Here is a 15,887-nt window from a genome sequence, read left to right as displayed (position 1 = left end):
AATATGAGATCTGGTTTGACCACTGAGGATCAAACCGCGGAGAGCCCGTGAGCCCTCCGGCAATCTCAAAATTACTTGAGTTCGGCTTTTGCGCCAGCGTCTTCGAGCTTTTTCTTAGCCTCTTCCGCTGTTTTCTTATCAACACCTTCTTTAATTGGTTTTGGTGCACCATCGACCAAGTCTTTGGCTTCTTTCAAGCCAAGGCCGGTGATCTCACGAACCGCCTTAATGACACCAACCTTGTTGGCACCAGCCTCGAGGAGATTTACAGTGAACTCAGTTTTTTCTTCAGCAGCAGCTGCACCACCGCCGCCGCCAGCAGGTCCTGCTACAGCCATTGCTGCTGCAGAAACACCAAACTTCTCTTCGAATGCTTTGACCAAGTCATTCAAATCCATTACGGACATATTGCCAACTGCTTCAATAATTTCTTCTTTAGTAATTGCCATTTTTAGCTCCTAAACTGTATTGGTTAATCCTGCGCATTAAGCAGCAGGAGTTGGGTTGTCTTGCTCGGGTGCAGCACTGACCTCAGGCGCTGGCTCTGCGGTGGCTTCGGCAACCGGTGCAGCGGCCGCAGCCGGCGCTCCACTTGCTTTTTGCTCTGCCACAGCACCAAGAACACGAGCCATTGCCGATACAGGCGCCTTCATCACTCCCAATAACTTCGAGAGCAATTCTTCGCGTGACGGAATTGTCGCTAGTTCTTTAACACCGTTTACATCTAGTACTTTGCCGTTATAAAAGCCTGCCTTGATGACCAACTGGTCTTGGCCTTTGGAAAACTGATGCAGTACCTTTGCCGGAGCAACAGGATCTGCAGAGATTCCATAAATCAAAGGTCCAACCATTGAGTCGCCAAGTTGCTCAAACGGTGTTCCCTGCGCAGCACGACGCGCCAAGGTGTTCTTCAATACACGAAGATAAACACCTTGGGATCGTGCGTTCGCACGCAAGGTGGTTAACTCGCCCACGGGAATCCCGCGATACTCGGCAAGCACCACTGTTTGAGCCGCAGCCAATTGAGCGCCGACATCAGCCACAATCGCTTTTTTGTCTTCTACATTCAAAGGCACGGTTTAACTCCTTCTCATTCCGACTGTTTCCAATCGGGGTTACACACCAGCGTCTGATTTGTCTATCACGGGGTGTGCCCGAAATATCCTTACAGGGTCGCCATCTAGGTTGGTTATCGCTCTCGCAACAATTAAGAACTCGTAAACGACACTTTGTTCACCAACGGTCTTTGATGTTCGAGTGCCAAGGCACTCGACCCAAAGTTTGTTTACTACAGACTTATGCGGCCTGCAGTGAAGCTTGATCGACACGCACACCAGCACCCATCGTGCTGCTCAGTGCGATCTTTCTTAAATAAATCCCCTTTGATGCGCTTGGCTTGGCCTTATTTAAGGCATCAAGCAAGGCTAGCAAATTGGTCTTGAGTGCGGTTGGCTCAAAAGAACGACGGCCAATCGAAGCATGCACAATTCCGGCTTTATCAACTCGGAACTGGACCTGGCCAGCCTTGGCGTTCTTAATGGCAGTAACCACATCAGGGGTCACAGTGCCCACCTTTGGATTGGGCATCAAACCACGTGGGCCTAACACCTGTCCTAAGGTACCAACAATCTTCATCGTGTCTGGGGATGCAATCAGCACATCAAAGTTGATGTTGCCACCCTTGATCTGTTCTGCCAAATCTTCCATGCCTACGATTTCGGCTCCAGCCGCTTTTGCTTGCTCGGCTTTTTCACCTTGAGCAAATACGGCAACACGCACATGCTTACCGGTACCCGCTGGCAGCACAACTGCGCCACGAACAACCTGGTCAGATTTCTTTGCATCAATGCCTAGCTGAACAGCAACATCGATTGACTCATCAAACTTTGCCGTTGCACACTCTTTCACCAATGCTAAAGCATCATCTAATGGATAAAATTTATTACGATCAACCTTGGACTGAATCGCTTTCACGCGCTTTGATAATTTAGGCATGTTTAGACTCCTTCCACAGTAATGCCCATCGAACGGGCGCTGCCTGCCACAGTGCGAACAGCAGCATCTAAATCAGCGGCTGTTAAGTCAGGCATTTTTAACTTGGCAATCTCTTCTGCTTGTGAACGAGTAATCTTGCCAACCTTATCGGTATGAGGCCGGGGTGAACCCTTCTCAATTTTCGCTGCCTTCTTAATCAAAATGGTTGCGGGGGGAGTCTTCATCACAAATGAGAAGCTCTTGTCCGCAAAAGCAGTAATTACAACTGGAATTGGTAAGCCGGGCTCCATGCTCTGAGTTTGAGCATTAAACGCCTTACAGAACTCCATGATATTGAGGCCGCGCTGACCCAGAGCGGGACCAACGGGTGGGGATGGATTTGCTTTACCAGCAGGAATCTGCAACTTGATAAAGCCAATAATTTTCTTTGCCATACTTGCTCCAAAAAAGCGCGCTAACCAATTGTGTTAACCGCTGTTGAGTAAACGCTTCACCAGAATTGGCGTGTTCTGGATCCGCTCCTCGCTAACTACTTGATACTTCTACAAATTACATCTTCTCCACTTGGCCGAATTCAAGCTCAACGGGAGTACCACGACCAAAAATTGTAACAGAAACGCGGAGTTTTGACTTCTCATAGTTCACTTCTTCCACATTTCCATTGAAATCGGTAAATGGGCCTTCTTTGACACGAACCATCTCACCCACCTCAAATAGGGTCTTAGGCTTAGGCTTATCTACCCCGGCCTGCATTTGATCCATGATTTTGCTGACTTCTGCAGTCGAAATTGGGGATGGGCGATTGCGAACACCGCCCACGAAACCGGTAACCTTGGGCGTATTTTTGACTAAATGCCAGGTTTCATCGGTCATTTCCATCTCAATTAATACATAACCGGGGAAAAAACGACGCTCAGAAACAGCCTTTTGGCCTGATTTAACTTCTACCACTTCCTCGGATGGAACCAATATACGGCCAAACTTTTCAGCCATTCCGGAGCGCGCAATGCGCTCTTCGAGCCCCTTCTTTACACTCTTTTCCATACCAGAATAGGCGTGGATTACATACCAGCGCATATTGCCAGTTGCCTGAGGGTTGGAAACCATATCAGTATCAACCATATTGCCTCACTTCCAGCCTAAAAAGATTGAGAACACGAGCCATTCGACCAATTTATCAATTAACCATAAAAAAAGCGCCATGATTAGAACAAAGCCGAATACAACGAGAGTCATGCGAGTTGATTCTTGGCGGGTCGGCCAAACTACTTTTTTTACCTCTAGCCAAGAGTCTTTGCTATAAGCTATAAAACGCTTACCATCGGCTGAAAATGCCATCAAAATAACCGCGAGAGCAATTCCGCCCAATAACGCAGCAAGACGAACCCAATAGCCTTGGTCAATCAGGGTGTAATAAAGAACCAGCGCAGCGATCACAATAGCAACCGCTACAAGGCTGACCCAACCTGATTTCTGCTCCGAGCTATCTATCGTTTGTTGTGACATTTACAAATCCACTTACAAAATAATGCTGGCAGGGGCGGAGGGCATCGAACCCCCAACCTTTGGTTTTGGAGACCAACGCTCTGCCAATTGAGCTACGCCCCTAATTCCTTCTTAAGCCAAAATCTTCGCAACTACACCCGCACCGACGGTACGACCGCCTTCACGGATTGCAAAGCGCAAGCCCTCTTCCATCGCGATGGGGGCAATAAGCTTTACGGTGATGGTGACGTTATCGCCAGGCATCACCATCTCTTTGTCCTTAGGCAACTCAATTGAGCCGGTGACATCGGTGGTACGGAAGTAAAACTGAGGGCGGTAGTTGTTAAAGAAGGGGGTGTGACGACCGCCCTCATCTTTGGACAACACATAAACCTCAGCAGTAAAGTGGGTGTGGGGGGTAATCGAGCCGGGCTTAGCTAATACTTGGCCACGCTCGACTTCCTCGCGCTTGGTGCCGCGCAAGAGGATACCGACGTTATCACCTGCTTGACCTTGATCGAGCAGTTTACGGAACATCTCTACGCCAGTGCAGGTGGTTTTGAGGGTGGGCTTAATACCGACGATCTCAATCTCTTCACCGACTTTAATAATGCCGCGCTCAACACGACCGGTCACCACCGTGCCACGACCAGAGATCGAGAACACGTCTTCGACTGGCATCAAGAATGCGCCATCAATCGCACGCTCAGGATTGGGGATATAGCTATCTAAAGCTTCAGCAAGCTTCATGATGGCGCCTTCGCCCAACTCACCCTTGTCGCCTTCTAAGGCGAGCTTGGCAGAGCCCTTGACAATGGGGGTATCGTCGCCTGGGAACTCATACTTGGAGAGCAGCTCACGCACTTCCATCTCCACGAGCTCTAAGAGTTCAGCGTCGTCGACCATATCGCATTTGTTCATAAACACGATGATGTAAGGCACGCCTACTTGGCGGGCCAAGAGGATGTGCTCACGGGTTTGGGGCATGGGGCCATCGGCTGCCGAGACCACCAAAATAGCGCCGTCCATCTGGGCAGCACCAGTAATCATGTTCTTCACATAGTCGGCGTGACCTGGGCAATCGACGTGCGCGTAGTGACGGTTCTTGGTCTCGTACTCGACGTGGGCGGTATTAATCGTAATACCACGGGCCTTCTCTTCAGGGGCCGCATCGATCTGATCGTAGGCTTTTGCTTCGCCACCAAAGAGCTTGGAGAGCACGGTGGTGATTGCCGCGGTTAGCGTGGTCTTACCGTGGTCGACGTGACCAATGGTGCCAACGTTCACATGGGGTTTAGTCCGTTCAAATTTTTCTTTTGCCATTTTGGGTGCCTTGTAATCTACTTAAATCAAATTGAGTCACACTAAAAAATTAACCACAAAAACTGGTGCCCATGGGCAGGATCGAACTGCCGACCTCTCCCTTACCAAGGGAGTGCTCTACCACTGAGCCACATGGGCAGCGCTCTTACATCACACTGCGTCAATACTGCACATGAACTACAAAAGCTGGAGCGGGTGAAGGGAATCGAACCCTCGTCATAAGCTTGGAAGGCTTCAGCTCTACCATTGAGCTACACCCGCAGTAAATACTGCTTAATTACATCCACTCATACTTCACTTATTCCGCTCTTACTTCTTTTGCTACCAATTCATCTGGTGGAGAGAGTTGGATTCGAACCAACGTAGGCGTAAGCCAACAGATTTACAGTCTGCCCCCTTTAGCCGCTCGGGCATCTCTCCGAGAACCTTACATTTTCTCTTGTTCGGTCACTGCTGTCAATCTGCAAGTCCTTCTTCCACAAGTGAAAACGCCCAGACCGTAGGGGTCTGGGCGTCACACATTGGTGCCCGGCAATTACCTACTTTCACACGGGTAATCCGCACTATCATCGGCGTTGAGTCGTTTCACGGTCCTGTTCGGGATGGGAAGGGGTGGTTCCAACTCGCTATGGTCACCGGGCGTAGAGGATAGGCTGTTTCAAAAGAAACAACCCAATTTGAGCAAGCAATGTATTACTTAATATCGATAGTGACTTGAATCACGCAAACTTCAGCACAATGGTGCTGGTTATAGGATCAAGCCTAACGGGCAATTAGTATCAGTTAGCTTAACGCATTACTGCGCTTCCACACCTGACCTATCAACGTTGTGGTCTTCAACGACCCTTTATGGAGGTTAAACCTCCGGGAGATCTTATCTTCAGGCAAGTTTCCCGCTTAGATGCTTTCAGCGGTTATCTCTTCCGTACATAGCTACCCTGCGATGCTTCTGGCGAAACAACAGGTACACCAGCGGTACGTCCACTCCGGTCCTCTCGTACTAGGAGCAGCCCCCGTCAAATCTCCAACGCCCACGGCAGATAGGGACCAAACTGTCTCACGACGTTTTAAACCCAGCTCACGTACCTCTTTAAATGGCGAACAGCCATACCCTTGGGACCGGCTACAGCCCCAGGATGAGATGAGCCGACATCGAGGTGCCAAACACCGCCGTCGATATGAACTCTTGGGCGGTATCAGCCTGTTATCCCCAGAGTACCTTTTATCCGTTGAGCGATGGCCCTTCCATACAGAACCACCGGATCACTATGACCTGCTTTCGCACCTGCTCGACTTGTCGGTCTCGCAGTTAAGCACGCTTTTGCCATTGCACTTTAGGCACGATGTCCGACCGTGCCAAGCGTACCTTCGTACTCCTCCGTTACACTTTGGGAGGAGACCGCCCCAGTCAAACTGCCTACCATGCACTGTTCCCGACCCGGATAACGGGCCAAGGTTAGAACCTCAAATAAATCAGGGTGGTATTTCAAGGTTGGCTCCACCAGAACTAGCATCCTGGTTTCAAAGCCTCCCACCTATCCTACACAGACCGATTCAAAGTCCAATGCAAAGCTACAGTAAAGGTTCATGGGGTCTTTCCGTCTAGCCGCGGGTAGATTGCATCATCACAAACATTTCAACTTCGCTGAGTCTCAGGAGGAGACAGTGTGGCCATCGTTACGCCATTCGTGCAGGTCGGAACTTACCCGACAAGGAATTTCGCTACCTTAGGACCGTTATAGTTACGGCCGCCGTTTACTGGGACTTCAATCAAGAGCTTGCACCCCATCATTTAATCTTCCAGCACCGGGCAGGCGTCACACCCTATACGTCCACTTTCGTGTTTGCAGAGTGCTGTGTTTTTATTAAACAGTCGCAGCCACCATTTTATTGCAACCCTTTTGCCCTTCTGTTGTTCACAGTCAAGCTACTTGGGCGTACCTTATCCCGAAGTTACGGTACCAATTTGCCGAGTTCCTTCTCCTGAGTTCTCTCAAGCGCCTTAGAATACTCATCTCGCCCACCTGTGTCGGTTTGCGGTACGGTCTCGTTAGACTGAAGCTTAGAGGCTTTTCTTGGAACCACTTCCAATTGCTTCGTGAGCAAGCTCACTCGTCCCACACCCTTGATTTACGCTACCGGATTTACCTAATAGCCATCTCCAATGCAGGAACCGGGACATCCAACACCCGGACAACTCTCCGCGATCCGTCCCCCCATCGCATCTAACGACGGTCAAGGAATATTAACCTTGTTCCCATCAGCTACGCATCTCTGCCTCGCCTTAGGGGCCGACTCACCCTACGCCGATGAACGTTGCGTAGGAAACCTTGGGCTTACGGCGAGGGGGCTTTTCACCCCCTTTATCGCTACTCATGTCAGCATTCGCACTTCTGATACCTCCAGCATGCTTTACAACACACCTTCGCAGGCTTACAGAACGCTCTCCTACCATCACTTACGTGATTCGCAGCTTCGGTAACTGGCTTAGCCCCGTTACATCTTCCGCGCGGGACGACTCGATCAGTGAGCTATTACGCTTTCTTTAAAGGGTGGCTGCTTCTAAGCCAACCTCCTGACTGTTTTAGCCTTCCCACTTCGTTTCCCACTTAGCCAATTTTAGGGACCTTAGCTGGCGATCTGGGTTGTTTCCCTCTTGACACCGGACGTTAGCACCCGATGTCTGTCTCCCGTGCTGACACTCAAAGGTATTCGGAGTTTGCTATGGCGCGGTAATCCGCAATGGACCCCACAACCATTACAGTGCTCTACCCCCTTTGGTGATACACGAGGCACTACCTAAATAGTTTTCGGAGAGAACCAGCTATTTCCAGTTTTGTTTAGCCTTTCACCCCTATCCACAGCTCATCCCCTAACTTTTCAACGTTAGTGGGTTCGGTCCTCCAGTACGTGTTACCGCACCTTCAACCTGGCCATGGATAGATCAACTGGTTTCGGGTCTACACCCAGCAACTAACGCCCTATTCGGACTCGCTTTCGCTACGCCTTCCCTATGCGGTTAAGCTTGCTACTGAATGTAAGTCGCTGACCCATTATACAAAAGGTACGCAGTCACCCCTTGCGGGGCTCCTACTGTTTGTATGCATGCGATTTCAGGATCTATTTCACTCCCCTCCCGGGGTTCTTTTCGCCTTTCCCTCACGGTACTTGTTCACTATCGGTCGATTACGAGTATTTAGCCTTGGAGGATGGTCCCCCCATATTCAGACAGGATTTCACGTGTCCCGCCCTACTTGTCTCTAGCCTAGTACCACACATCACCTTTCGCATACGGGGCTATCACCCTTTATTGCCGGACTTTCCATTCCGTTCTGCTAAATGTTGTGTTATCACTAGAAGGCTGCTCCCATTTCGCTCGCCACTACTTTGGGAATCTCGGTTGATGTCTTTTCCTCTCGCTACTTAGATGTTTCAGTTCACGAGGTTCGCTCCACACACCCTATGTATTCAGATGTGGGTGCCGCAAAAGCGGCGGGTTTCCCCATTCGGAAATCTTCGGATCAAAGCTTGTTTGCCAGCTCCCCGAAGCTTATCGCAGGCTACAACGTCCTTCATCGCCTGTAATCGCCAAGGCATCCATCACATGCACTTATTCACTTGATCCTATAACGAGCACCATTACTGATACCTGTTACAGGTTTTACTTCTGACATGTTTGCCGTAATCCAAACTTGATAAAACTCATTTGTATTACTGATGATTCAATCACTACCCATACTACTTGTTGTTTGATGCACTCTCAAAGATGCATCAAACGCATTGCTTACTCAAATTGTTAAAGAACAGCCATAAATGGCAAAACAAAACACTGCATCAATGCTTTGTTTTGACATTTAATGATGGTGGAGGATGACGGGATCGAACCGACGACCCCCTGCTTGCAAAGCAGGTGCTCTCCCAGCTGAGCTAATCCCCCATCGACCGCAGTCTGTACCGCCGCTTGATGGTGGGTCTGGTAGGACTTGAACCTACGACCCCCGCCTTATCAAGACGGTGCTCTAACCAGCTGAGCTACAGACCCGTGGCGTTTTTCGTCAACCGATAAGTGTGGGTACTAAAGTTTTAGCATCATTCTCTAGAAAGGAGGTGATCCAGCCGCACCTTCCGATACGGCTACCTTGTTACGACTTCACCCCAGTCATGAACCCTGCCGTGGCAATCGCCCTCCTTGCGGTTAGGCTAACTGCTTCTGGCAAAACCCACTCCCATGGTGTGACGGGCGGTGTGTACAAGACCCGGGAACGTATTCACCGCGACATGCTGATCCGCGATTACTAGCGATTCCAGCTTCACGTAGTCGAGTTGCAGACTACGATCCGGACTACGATGCGTTTTAAGAGATTAGCTCCCCCTCGCGGGTTGGCAACCCTCTGTACGCACCATTGTATGACGTGTGAAGCCCTACCCATAAGGGCCATGAGGACTTGACGTCATCCCCACCTTCCTCCGGTTTGTCACCGGCAGTCTCTTTAGAGTGCTCTTGCGTAGCAACTAAAGACAAGGGTTGCGCTCGTTGCGGGACTTAACCCAACATCTCACGACACGAGCTGACGACAGCCATGCAGCACCTGTGTTCACTTTCCCTTACGGGCACCTAATGTATCTCTACTTCGTTAGTGACATGTCAAGGGTAGGTAAGGTTTTTCGCGTTGCATCGAATTAATCCACATCATCCACCGCTTGTGCGGGTCCCCGTCAATTCCTTTGAGTTTTAATCTTGCGACCGTACTCCCCAGGCGGCTGACTTCACGCGTTAGCTACGTTACTGAGAATGTAAATTCCCAACAACTAGTCAGCATCGTTTAGGGCGTGGACTACCAGGGTATCTAATCCTGTTTGCTCCCCACGCTTTCGTGCATGAGCGTCAGTGTTATCCCAGGGGGCTGCCTTCGCCATTGGTGTTCCTCCACATATCTACGCATTTCACTGCTACACGTGGAATTCCACCCCCCTCTGACACACTCTAGCTATACAGTCACAGACGCCATTCCCAGGTTAAGCCCGGGGATTTCACGCCTGTCTTGTATAACCGCCTGCGCACGCTTTACGCCCAGTAATTCCGATTAACGCTTGCACCCTACGTATTACCGCGGCTGCTGGCACGTAGTTAGCCGGTGCTTATTCTTCAGGTACCGTCATTCGCAAACTGTGTTAGAGCTGCTGTTTCTTCCCTGACAAAAGAGCTTTACAACCCGAAGGCCTTCTTCACTCACGCGGCATTGCTGGATCAGGGTTGCCCCCATTGTCCAAAATTCCCCACTGCTGCCTCCCGTAGGAGTCTGGGCCGTGTCTCAGTCCCAGTGTGGCTGATCGTCCTCTCAGACCAGCTACTGATCATCGCCTTGGTGAGCTTTTACCTCACCAACAAGCTAATCAGACATCGGCCGCTCTAATCGCGCGAGGCCTTACGGTCCCCCGCTTTCCCCCTCAGGGCGTATGCGGTATTAGCGCAACTTTCGCTGCGTTATCCCCCACGATAAGGTACGTTCCGATGTATTACTCACCCGTTCGCCACTCGCCACCAGGTGCAAGCACCCGTGCTGCCGTTCGACTTGCATGTGTAAGGCATGCCGCCAGCGTTCAATCTGAGCCAGGATCAAACTCTTCAGTTCAATTCCTGTGAACCTTGCGGTTCGTCGCACTCATTTAAGAAATTGACTTGGTAAAAAACCAAATCATTTTTACTGTCTATGAGTACTGTTTATTTACATCTGTCCCGAAGGACTGGATGCCTCTACTCAGTACCCACAATTATCGGTTGACTAATTTTTAAAGAAGGCTGTCCCCAGAGACAATTCATGGGAATTCAGCGAAGTCCATAACTATGACATACCCTTAGAAGGATGTCAACACCTTCTTACAAATATTTTTATGCCGCCGGACCCCCAAATTAGCCCCATCAATTTGGGCTACAATAAAATCAATGGCTTAGAAAGCCCCCTAGGCCAATTCTTTAAACTCATATAAGGCGCTAGCTCTAGATATTAGGGTAAATACTAATTAATTGGGATCAAAAAGCATCCGAATTTAATTTGGGGCAGGATTCGTATCTGGTTGCGAGGTTCTTGCCTTGCCTTCTTGCTCAAGGCGCTGCTTCTCAGCCTCCGAAATAATGTCAAAGAAGGCAAACACCTGCTTCACGCCGCTTACCTTGCTGACAATTTGCTTGGCTTTGTCAGCTTCTTGCTGAGTCAATATGCCCATTAGGTAAACCCTGCCACTCTCAACCGAAATGTTCATAGAATTTGAGGGAACATCAGGGCTAAAAATAAGTTGGGTTTTAATGTTTGAGGCTAAATAAGCATCGCTTGCCCGTTGACCCAATGAGCTATTGGGCCCGATCACAATTTCATTAAATAAAGAGCGAACGTTCTTCATCGCCTTCACATCGTTACCTGCCTGAGCTTTGATGGTCTCGTCTTTCGCCTCGCCGATTAGGAGAACTTTTTGGTTAAAAGAAACAACGACAATGTGCGCAGAGTCCCCGAACTTTCTGGAGAGCTGACTATTGGCCTCAATCTCAATTCCCAAATCAATTGCCTGAACTGCGGGCGTTCTGCGATCAGCCAGTATTGTTACGCCACCGACCATGCCGCCAACCACTAACACGCCGCAAGCAGATAGTTGCAGGGCAATTAAGGCGGTACAAACTATTTTGATGAGTCGCATCATTTCAATCCTCGTTAAACAAAACGTGATCAACGCCATCGCAAAGGCAGTGCAATAAAAGTAGATGGGTTTCTTGGATGCGTGCAGTACGGGTCGCTGGAACACATAAATGAACATCTTCTCCGCTGAGTAGCACAGCAATCTTTCCCCCGCCATTACCTGTCATCGCAACAATATGAATGCCAATCTTTTTCGCTGCTTCAATCGCTTTGACGACATTCTTTGAGTTCCCAGATGTTGATATAGCAATCAATACATCGCCCGGGCGCCCGATGCCGCGCACCTGCTTGCTAAATACTTCCTCATAGCTGTAATCATTTCCGATGGCTGTCAATATGGATGAGTCGGTTGTGAGTGCAAGCGCAGCAAGCTCGCGGCGCTCACGTTCAAAGCGACCCATTAGTTCGGCTGCAAAATGTTGTGCGTCTGCCGCAGATCCACCATTTCCGCAGGCCATTATTTTTCCGCCCGCTTCAATCGATTGCGTGATCAAAAGAATGGCGCGCGCAATTTCTGAAGGCAGGGCCTTGGCCCCTAACTGCTTTGTCGCAATACTATCAACAAAATGCTGTTGTGCTCTGGCTTTTAGCTCATCGATTGGTTTTGTTTTCATCACAATATTATGCTCTGTTTTGCCATCCCCAAATGCTGCTCCATATGGTTTCATTTCAATACATTTGCAGGGATAATTAATTCTAAAGGGGTTCTTCATGCTGGAAATACCATCACTCGATGCATTGCAAAAGCAAGACTTTCCAATCGCCAGTTTGTATGTCGTAGCAACCCCGATCGGAAATCTAGGGGATATCACACTAAGGGCGTTACATGTGCTGAACCTTGTCGACGGCATTGCCTGTGAAGACAAACGTCATAGCCTATTGCTTCTCAAGCATTATGGAATTAGCAAACCAATGATGGCCATTCATGAGCACAACGAACTTGAGGCATCAAAAAAACTAATAGATCGTCTTAAAGCGGGAGAGCGTTGGGCCTATCTATCAGACGCTGGCACCCCGGGAGTCTCGGATCCTGGGGCTCGTTTGGTCGCCGAAGTTCAAAAGAACGGTTATCGAACCATTCCCATTCCAGGAGCAAGCGCACTGACAGCAGTTCTTTCGATTGCCGGGGGTGTACTACAAGCAGCCCATGGGCAATTTCAGTTTCTTGGTTTTTTGCCTAGCTCAAAAAATGAGGTGGAAGAGACACTTCGTTTAATGATTGAGAGCCCGATTCCAACTGTGTTTTACGAAAGCCCCCATCGCCTAACCAAGACCTTAACTCGATTGAGTGAGCTTCTGAGTAATGATCGACGATTAATCATTGGGCGGGAGCTTAGTAAAAAATTTGAGAGTCTTTTTTTATTACGGCCCAACGAAATCTCGGCCTGGCTAGACAACCCTAATCACCTAAAGGGGGAATTTGTCTTTGTTCTTGAGGGCAGGGATCGCAAAATCGTCATTGAAAGCAATGCGCCTTTACGCTTAGCTCAATTGCTTAGCAAGCAATTGAGCAGCAAAGATCTCTCAGCAGTTTTGCAGTCGATGTATGGCCTACAAAAAAATGAGGCCTACGAACTTGCCCTTGCAGTGAAGAAGGGGGGCGAGTAATTACTTCGCTGGCTCTGCTGCTGGCGTAGGAGCGGGGGCCTTGGGCTCAGCAAATTTTCCACCCGCTGAATTCGCTAGATAAACAACCGATCGAGCAATTTCATAATCGCTCACATCTGCAGGACTTGCGCCGCCACGAGCGGGCATCGCGCCCTTGCCCTTCATAACCGATGCATAGAGCGCATCATAGCCCTTGGCGATTCTGCCACCCCAGGTAGATGGATCGCCATACTTGGGAGCGCCAGCAGCGCCCGAATTATGGCAAGAAGCGCACACTGCTTTGTAAACTGCCTCACCCGTTTGAACTTCGCGAGGAGCGCTTGCATCTTTGAAATTCAATTTACCAACTGGCTTGATCAAGGTCTCCGTACTCTTCTCTGAGGCCACATTTTCTTTATTTTTCCCACTGCTGACATAAACAATCAACAGGAAAATGATGATTAGGGGTACAAAAAAACTAGCAATTACCGCAATACTTAATTGCTTTGTATTTTTGATTAAATTACCGTGCTCTTCACTCATAATGGCTCGAAAAAAGGGTGGTTAATTAAGAATGCATTGAATTATACCGAGAGCAACCTGGTTTCAGGCACTTACAATACATACTGAATTATTTTGATTGCGCCCGTAGCTCAGTGGATAGAGTATTGGCCTCCGAAGCCAAGGGTCGCAGGTTCGATTCCTGCCGGGCGCGCCACTTTCATCATTCTGTAATACCGAAATCCCAAAAAACCACTATGATTCAAGGATCTTAAGAAAGTCACTGTGTCAGAGCTAAATAGCGCCCTCCAATCCAATCAAGTATTGGTTAATCCGGCACCCCTAAGCCCAGATCTTCCCCTTCCTCACCGCAAGGTTATTCGCTCATGGTTGAGCCCAATGACCGAGGGAAACACGGTTCGGGCCATTTCTCTTTTGATCCTAGATTCGTTCTTGTGGGTTCTTAGTATTGCCGCTACGGTTTACTTTGAGAACATTCTGATCAAAATTCTATTTGGTGTGATCGCCGGTTTTGTGACTGGACGAATCTTTATCTTGGGCCATGATGCCTGTCACCAGAGCTTTACCCCTCATCGAACCTTAAACAAAGTGCTTGGTCGGATTGCCTTCTTACCATCCCTTACCCCGTACAGCCTTTGGGATATCGGGCACAACGTAGTTCATCATGGACAAACCAATCTCAAAGGCTTTGATTTCGTTTGGGCGCCCCTTTCAAAATCAGAATATGACGCCCTTCCCAAATGGCGTCAATTTCTAGAGCGGCACTATCGGAGTGGTTGGGGGCCCATCGCCTACTATTTGATTGAAATTTGGTGGAACAAAATGTTCTTCCCCAATAAAAAATACCGCCCTGCGGACCGTTCTATTTTTCTAAAAGATAACCTTCTGGTGAGCGCATTTGCCCTGATCTGGATTGGGCTTTTGAGCTTTTTTGCCATCAACACGGGGCAATCTGTTCTGGTCGCATTGTTATGCGGCTTTGTCCTTCCTTATTTATTCTGGAACGGGATGATTGGGTTTGTAGTCTATGTCCACCATACCCACCCAGCAGTTTGTTGGTACGACAATAAATCAGAGTGGTTAAGGGCACAGCCTTTTGTATCGACCACGGTTCACTTGACCTTTGGTTTCTATTGGGGAGCCCTGATGCATCACATCATGGAACATACGGCGCATCACGTTGATATGAGCGTTCCCCTGTATAACCTTCCGGCCGCCCAAAATCGCCTGGAAACCCTTCTACCAGAGAGAATTATTGTTCAGCCGTTTTCTTGGAAGTGGTATTTTGATACCGCCAAAGCCTGCAAACTCTACGACTTTAATGAGAAAGCCTGGCTCGATTTTGATGGCAATAAAACCGCGAACTCCGTTCGGGTTCTGCTTACCCCCTCTAACAATGGGGAAACAAGGTAAAATAATGGTTTCGAGAAGATTTATCAGATTCCGTTATGACCACGTCAACCACTCCAACCCCTACCCAAGATACTTCTCCTAGCCTTAAGTTTTGCTCTTCATGCAGCCGGGAAAAAAGGCTAGAAGGGGGCACCTGGATCCCTACGAGCAATCGTAAACAGCGTTGGATTTGCGCAAGCTGCCTTTACAATCGCACACACCGCACTGGTTCAGCTAAAACCTAAGCCCTATCCCCAACATAGGGGTTATTTTGTCTCTCGCGGCCAAAAGTCGACATGGGGCCATGGCCTGGCACAAAATGTACATCGTTGCCTAAAGGCCATAACTTTGTTTTGATGGCGTGTATTAGGTCTGCGTGATTACCTTTTGGAAAATCTGTGCGGCCAATCGATCCAGCAAATAAGACATCGCCAACAAAAGCAAGGCGAGTAGGCTCGTCATAGAACACGATGTGCCCAGGCGTGTGTCCTGGGCAATGAAATACCTTTAATTCATGCTCTCCAAGAGAAACCGTATCCCCGTCGAGTAACCAACGATCCGGCTCAAAAGGTTCGGCCTCCCCAAAACCAAAACGGACGGTTTGCTCTGGAAGTTGATCAAGCCAAAATTTTTCAAGAGGGTGGGGGCCCTCAATGGGAACCTGCCATTTCTTAGCAAGCTCTTTCGCCCCAGCGCAATGATCCAAATGGCCATGAGTTAATAGGACTTTACGAAGTTTGACATTCAGCTTCGATAAGGCGTCTTCGATTTTTTCTAAATCTCCACCTGGATCAACAACTGCCGCCTCTTTAGTTTTCTCACAAAACACGATTGAGCAATTTTGCTCAAATGGGGTCACAGGAACAATTGAGAGCTTTAAGGTCATGTCGATAT

13 protein-coding genes, 7 tRNA genes and 3 rRNA genes are annotated in these 15,887 nt (G+C 49.0%); 3 read left to right on the top strand and 20 right to left on the bottom strand.

Annotated elements, in window-relative coordinates; translation table 11 throughout:
* Positions 1-71 precede the first annotated feature (71 nt).
* From rplL to QUE60_RS00140, 18 genes are all read right to left on the bottom strand, one after another.
* Positions 72-449, bottom strand: coding sequence for a 50S ribosomal protein L7/L12 (gene rplL / locus QUE60_RS00225; protein WP_108507575.1), 378 nt, complete (start codon positions 447-449; stop codon positions 72-74).
* 36 nt (positions 450-485) lie between these two features.
* Positions 486-1,076, bottom strand: a complete 591-nt coding sequence (gene rplJ / locus QUE60_RS00220) for a 50S ribosomal protein L10 (protein WP_286223769.1) — start codon at positions 1,074-1,076, stop codon at positions 486-488.
* A 220-nt stretch (positions 1,077-1,296) separates the two neighbouring features.
* A complete protein-coding gene (rplA, locus tag QUE60_RS00215; protein ID WP_286223768.1) occupies positions 1,297-1,995 on the bottom strand; it encodes a 50S ribosomal protein L1 in 699 nt (232 codons plus the stop codon).
* A gap of 2 nt (positions 1,996-1,997) precedes the next feature.
* The gene (rplK, locus tag QUE60_RS00210; RefSeq protein WP_286226832.1) at positions 1,998-2,429 is read right to left on the bottom strand and encodes a 50S ribosomal protein L11; all 432 of its coding nucleotides are present in this window, start codon (positions 2,427-2,429) and stop codon (positions 1,998-2,000) included.
* A gap of 115 nt (positions 2,430-2,544) precedes the next feature.
* The gene (gene nusG, locus QUE60_RS00205) at positions 2,545-3,102 is read right to left on the bottom strand and encodes a transcription termination/antitermination protein NusG (protein ID WP_407675552.1); all 558 of its coding nucleotides are present in this window, start codon (positions 3,100-3,102) and stop codon (positions 2,545-2,547) included.
* Between the two features lie 21 nt (positions 3,103-3,123).
* Positions 3,124-3,501 carry a preprotein translocase subunit SecE gene (gene secE / locus QUE60_RS00200; RefSeq protein ID WP_286223766.1) on the bottom strand — a complete coding sequence of 126 codons (378 nt, stop codon included), beginning with the start codon at positions 3,499-3,501 and terminating at the stop codon, positions 3,124-3,126.
* 26 nt (positions 3,502-3,527) lie between these two features.
* A tRNA-Trp gene (locus tag QUE60_RS00195) sits at positions 3,528-3,603 on the bottom strand.
* 9 nt (positions 3,604-3,612) lie between these two features.
* Positions 3,613-4,803 carry an elongation factor Tu gene (gene tuf / locus QUE60_RS00190; RefSeq protein ID WP_286223765.1) on the bottom strand — a complete coding sequence of 397 codons (1,191 nt, stop codon included), beginning with the start codon at positions 4,801-4,803 and terminating at the stop codon, positions 3,613-3,615.
* 63 nt (positions 4,804-4,866) lie between these two features.
* Positions 4,867-4,941: transfer RNA gene (locus QUE60_RS00185), tRNA-Thr, on the bottom strand.
* Between the two features lie 49 nt (positions 4,942-4,990).
* Positions 4,991-5,064 (bottom strand) — tRNA-Gly (locus QUE60_RS00180).
* A 73-nt stretch (positions 5,065-5,137) separates the two neighbouring features.
* Positions 5,138-5,223 (bottom strand) — tRNA-Tyr (locus QUE60_RS00175).
* 106 nt (positions 5,224-5,329) lie between these two features.
* Positions 5,330-5,443, bottom strand: a 5S ribosomal RNA gene (gene rrf / locus QUE60_RS00170).
* Positions 5,444-5,555: 112 nt separating this feature from the next.
* Positions 5,556-8,427: ribosomal RNA gene (locus tag QUE60_RS00165) — 23S ribosomal RNA — on the bottom strand.
* 237 nt (positions 8,428-8,664) lie between these two features.
* Positions 8,665-8,740: transfer RNA gene (locus QUE60_RS00160), tRNA-Ala, on the bottom strand.
* A 28-nt stretch (positions 8,741-8,768) separates the two neighbouring features.
* Positions 8,769-8,845: transfer RNA gene (locus QUE60_RS00155), tRNA-Ile, on the bottom strand.
* 58 nt (positions 8,846-8,903) lie between these two features.
* A 16S ribosomal RNA gene (locus QUE60_RS00150) occupies positions 8,904-10,436 on the bottom strand.
* The 16S, 23S and 5S rRNA genes sit together here with 5 tRNA genes alongside, the layout of an rRNA operon.
* 415 nt (positions 10,437-10,851) lie before the next feature.
* Complete coding sequence (locus QUE60_RS00145; RefSeq protein ID WP_286226830.1) at positions 10,852-11,496, bottom strand: BON domain-containing protein; 645 nt, start codon at positions 11,494-11,496, stop codon at positions 10,852-10,854.
* Position 11,497: 1 nt separating this feature from the next.
* Positions 11,498-12,106 (bottom strand): phosphoheptose isomerase, encoded by a 609-nt coding sequence (locus QUE60_RS00140; RefSeq protein WP_286226217.1) that lies wholly within the window; start codon positions 12,104-12,106, stop codon positions 11,498-11,500.
* A 97-nt stretch (positions 12,107-12,203) separates the two neighbouring features.
* Here QUE60_RS00140 and rsmI point away from each other — a divergent pair, with 97 nt between their 5' ends.
* Complete coding sequence (gene rsmI, locus QUE60_RS00135; protein WP_286226828.1) at positions 12,204-13,100, top strand: 16S rRNA (cytidine(1402)-2'-O)-methyltransferase; 897 nt, start codon at positions 12,204-12,206, stop codon at positions 13,098-13,100.
* On the opposite strand, the gene QUE60_RS00130 is transcribed toward rsmI, so the two are convergent.
* On the bottom strand, positions 13,101-13,622 hold the full coding sequence (locus QUE60_RS00130) for a c-type cytochrome (RefSeq protein ID WP_286225429.1): 522 nt from the start codon (positions 13,620-13,622) through the stop codon (positions 13,101-13,103). It abuts the gene before it with no gap.
* A gap of 99 nt (positions 13,623-13,721) precedes the next feature.
* Between QUE60_RS00130 and QUE60_RS00125 the strand changes: the two genes are divergently transcribed.
* Together QUE60_RS00125 and QUE60_RS00120 are read left to right on the top strand one after the other, a co-directional pair.
* Positions 13,722-13,797 (top strand) — tRNA-Arg (locus QUE60_RS00125).
* Between the two features lie 182 nt (positions 13,798-13,979).
* Positions 13,980-15,014 (top strand): fatty acid desaturase, encoded by a 1,035-nt coding sequence (locus tag QUE60_RS00120; RefSeq protein WP_286227519.1) that lies wholly within the window; start codon positions 13,980-13,982, stop codon positions 15,012-15,014.
* Between the two features lie 220 nt (positions 15,015-15,234).
* Here the strand turns inward: QUE60_RS00120 and QUE60_RS00115 are convergent, their stop codons facing one another.
* Positions 15,235-15,879 carry an MBL fold metallo-hydrolase gene (locus QUE60_RS00115; RefSeq protein WP_286223760.1) on the bottom strand — a complete coding sequence of 215 codons (645 nt, stop codon included), beginning with the start codon at positions 15,877-15,879 and terminating at the stop codon, positions 15,235-15,237.
* Positions 15,880-15,887: the final 8 nt, after the last annotated feature.

The organism is Polynucleobacter sp. HIN11 (assembly GCF_030297675.1).
Lineage (GTDB): Bacteria > Pseudomonadota > Gammaproteobacteria > Burkholderiales > Burkholderiaceae > Polynucleobacter.
The sequence above is the reverse complement of the archived record's forward strand: the minus strand, read 5'-3'. Positions and strand labels throughout refer to the sequence as shown.

What these genes read in the sequence shown, in the direction of transcription:
- rplL (WP_108507575.1), bottom strand. Translation starts at nt 449, where the DNA reads ATGGCAATTACTAAAGAAGAAATTATTGAAGCAGTTGGCAATATGTCC.
- rplA (WP_286223768.1), bottom strand. Translation starts at nt 1,995, where the DNA reads ATGCCTAAATTATCAAAGCGCGTGAAAGCGATTCAGTCCAAGGTTGAT.
- rplK (WP_286226832.1), bottom strand. Translation starts at nt 2,429, where the DNA reads ATGGCAAAGAAAATTATTGGCTTTATCAAGTTGCAGATTCCTGCTGGT.
- nusG (WP_407675552.1), bottom strand. Translation starts at nt 3,102, where the DNA reads ATGGTTTCCAACCCTCAGGCAACTGGCAATATGCGCTGGTATGTAATC.
- secE (WP_286223766.1), bottom strand. Translation starts at nt 3,501, where the DNA reads ATGTCACAACAAACGATAGATAGCTCGGAGCAGAAATCAGGTTGGGTC.
- tuf (WP_286223765.1), bottom strand. Translation starts at nt 4,803, where the DNA reads ATGGCAAAAGAAAAATTTGAACGGACTAAACCCCATGTGAACGTTGGC.
- QUE60_RS00145 (WP_286226830.1), bottom strand. Translation starts at nt 11,496, where the DNA reads ATGATGCGACTCATCAAAATAGTTTGTACCGCCTTAATTGCCCTGCAA.
- QUE60_RS00140 (WP_286226217.1), bottom strand. Translation starts at nt 12,106, where the DNA reads ATGAAAACAAAACCAATCGATGAGCTAAAAGCCAGAGCACAACAGCAT.
- rsmI (WP_286226828.1), top strand. Translation starts at nt 12,204, where the DNA reads ATGCTGGAAATACCATCACTCGATGCATTGCAAAAGCAAGACTTTCCA.
- QUE60_RS00130 (WP_286225429.1), bottom strand. Translation starts at nt 13,622, where the DNA reads ATGAGTGAAGAGCACGGTAATTTAATCAAAAATACAAAGCAATTAAGT.
- QUE60_RS00120 (WP_286227519.1), top strand. Translation starts at nt 13,980, where the DNA reads ATGACCGAGGGAAACACGGTTCGGGCCATTTCTCTTTTGATCCTAGAT.
- QUE60_RS00115 (WP_286223760.1), bottom strand. Translation starts at nt 15,879, where the DNA reads ATGACCTTAAAGCTCTCAATTGTTCCTGTGACCCCATTTGAGCAAAAT.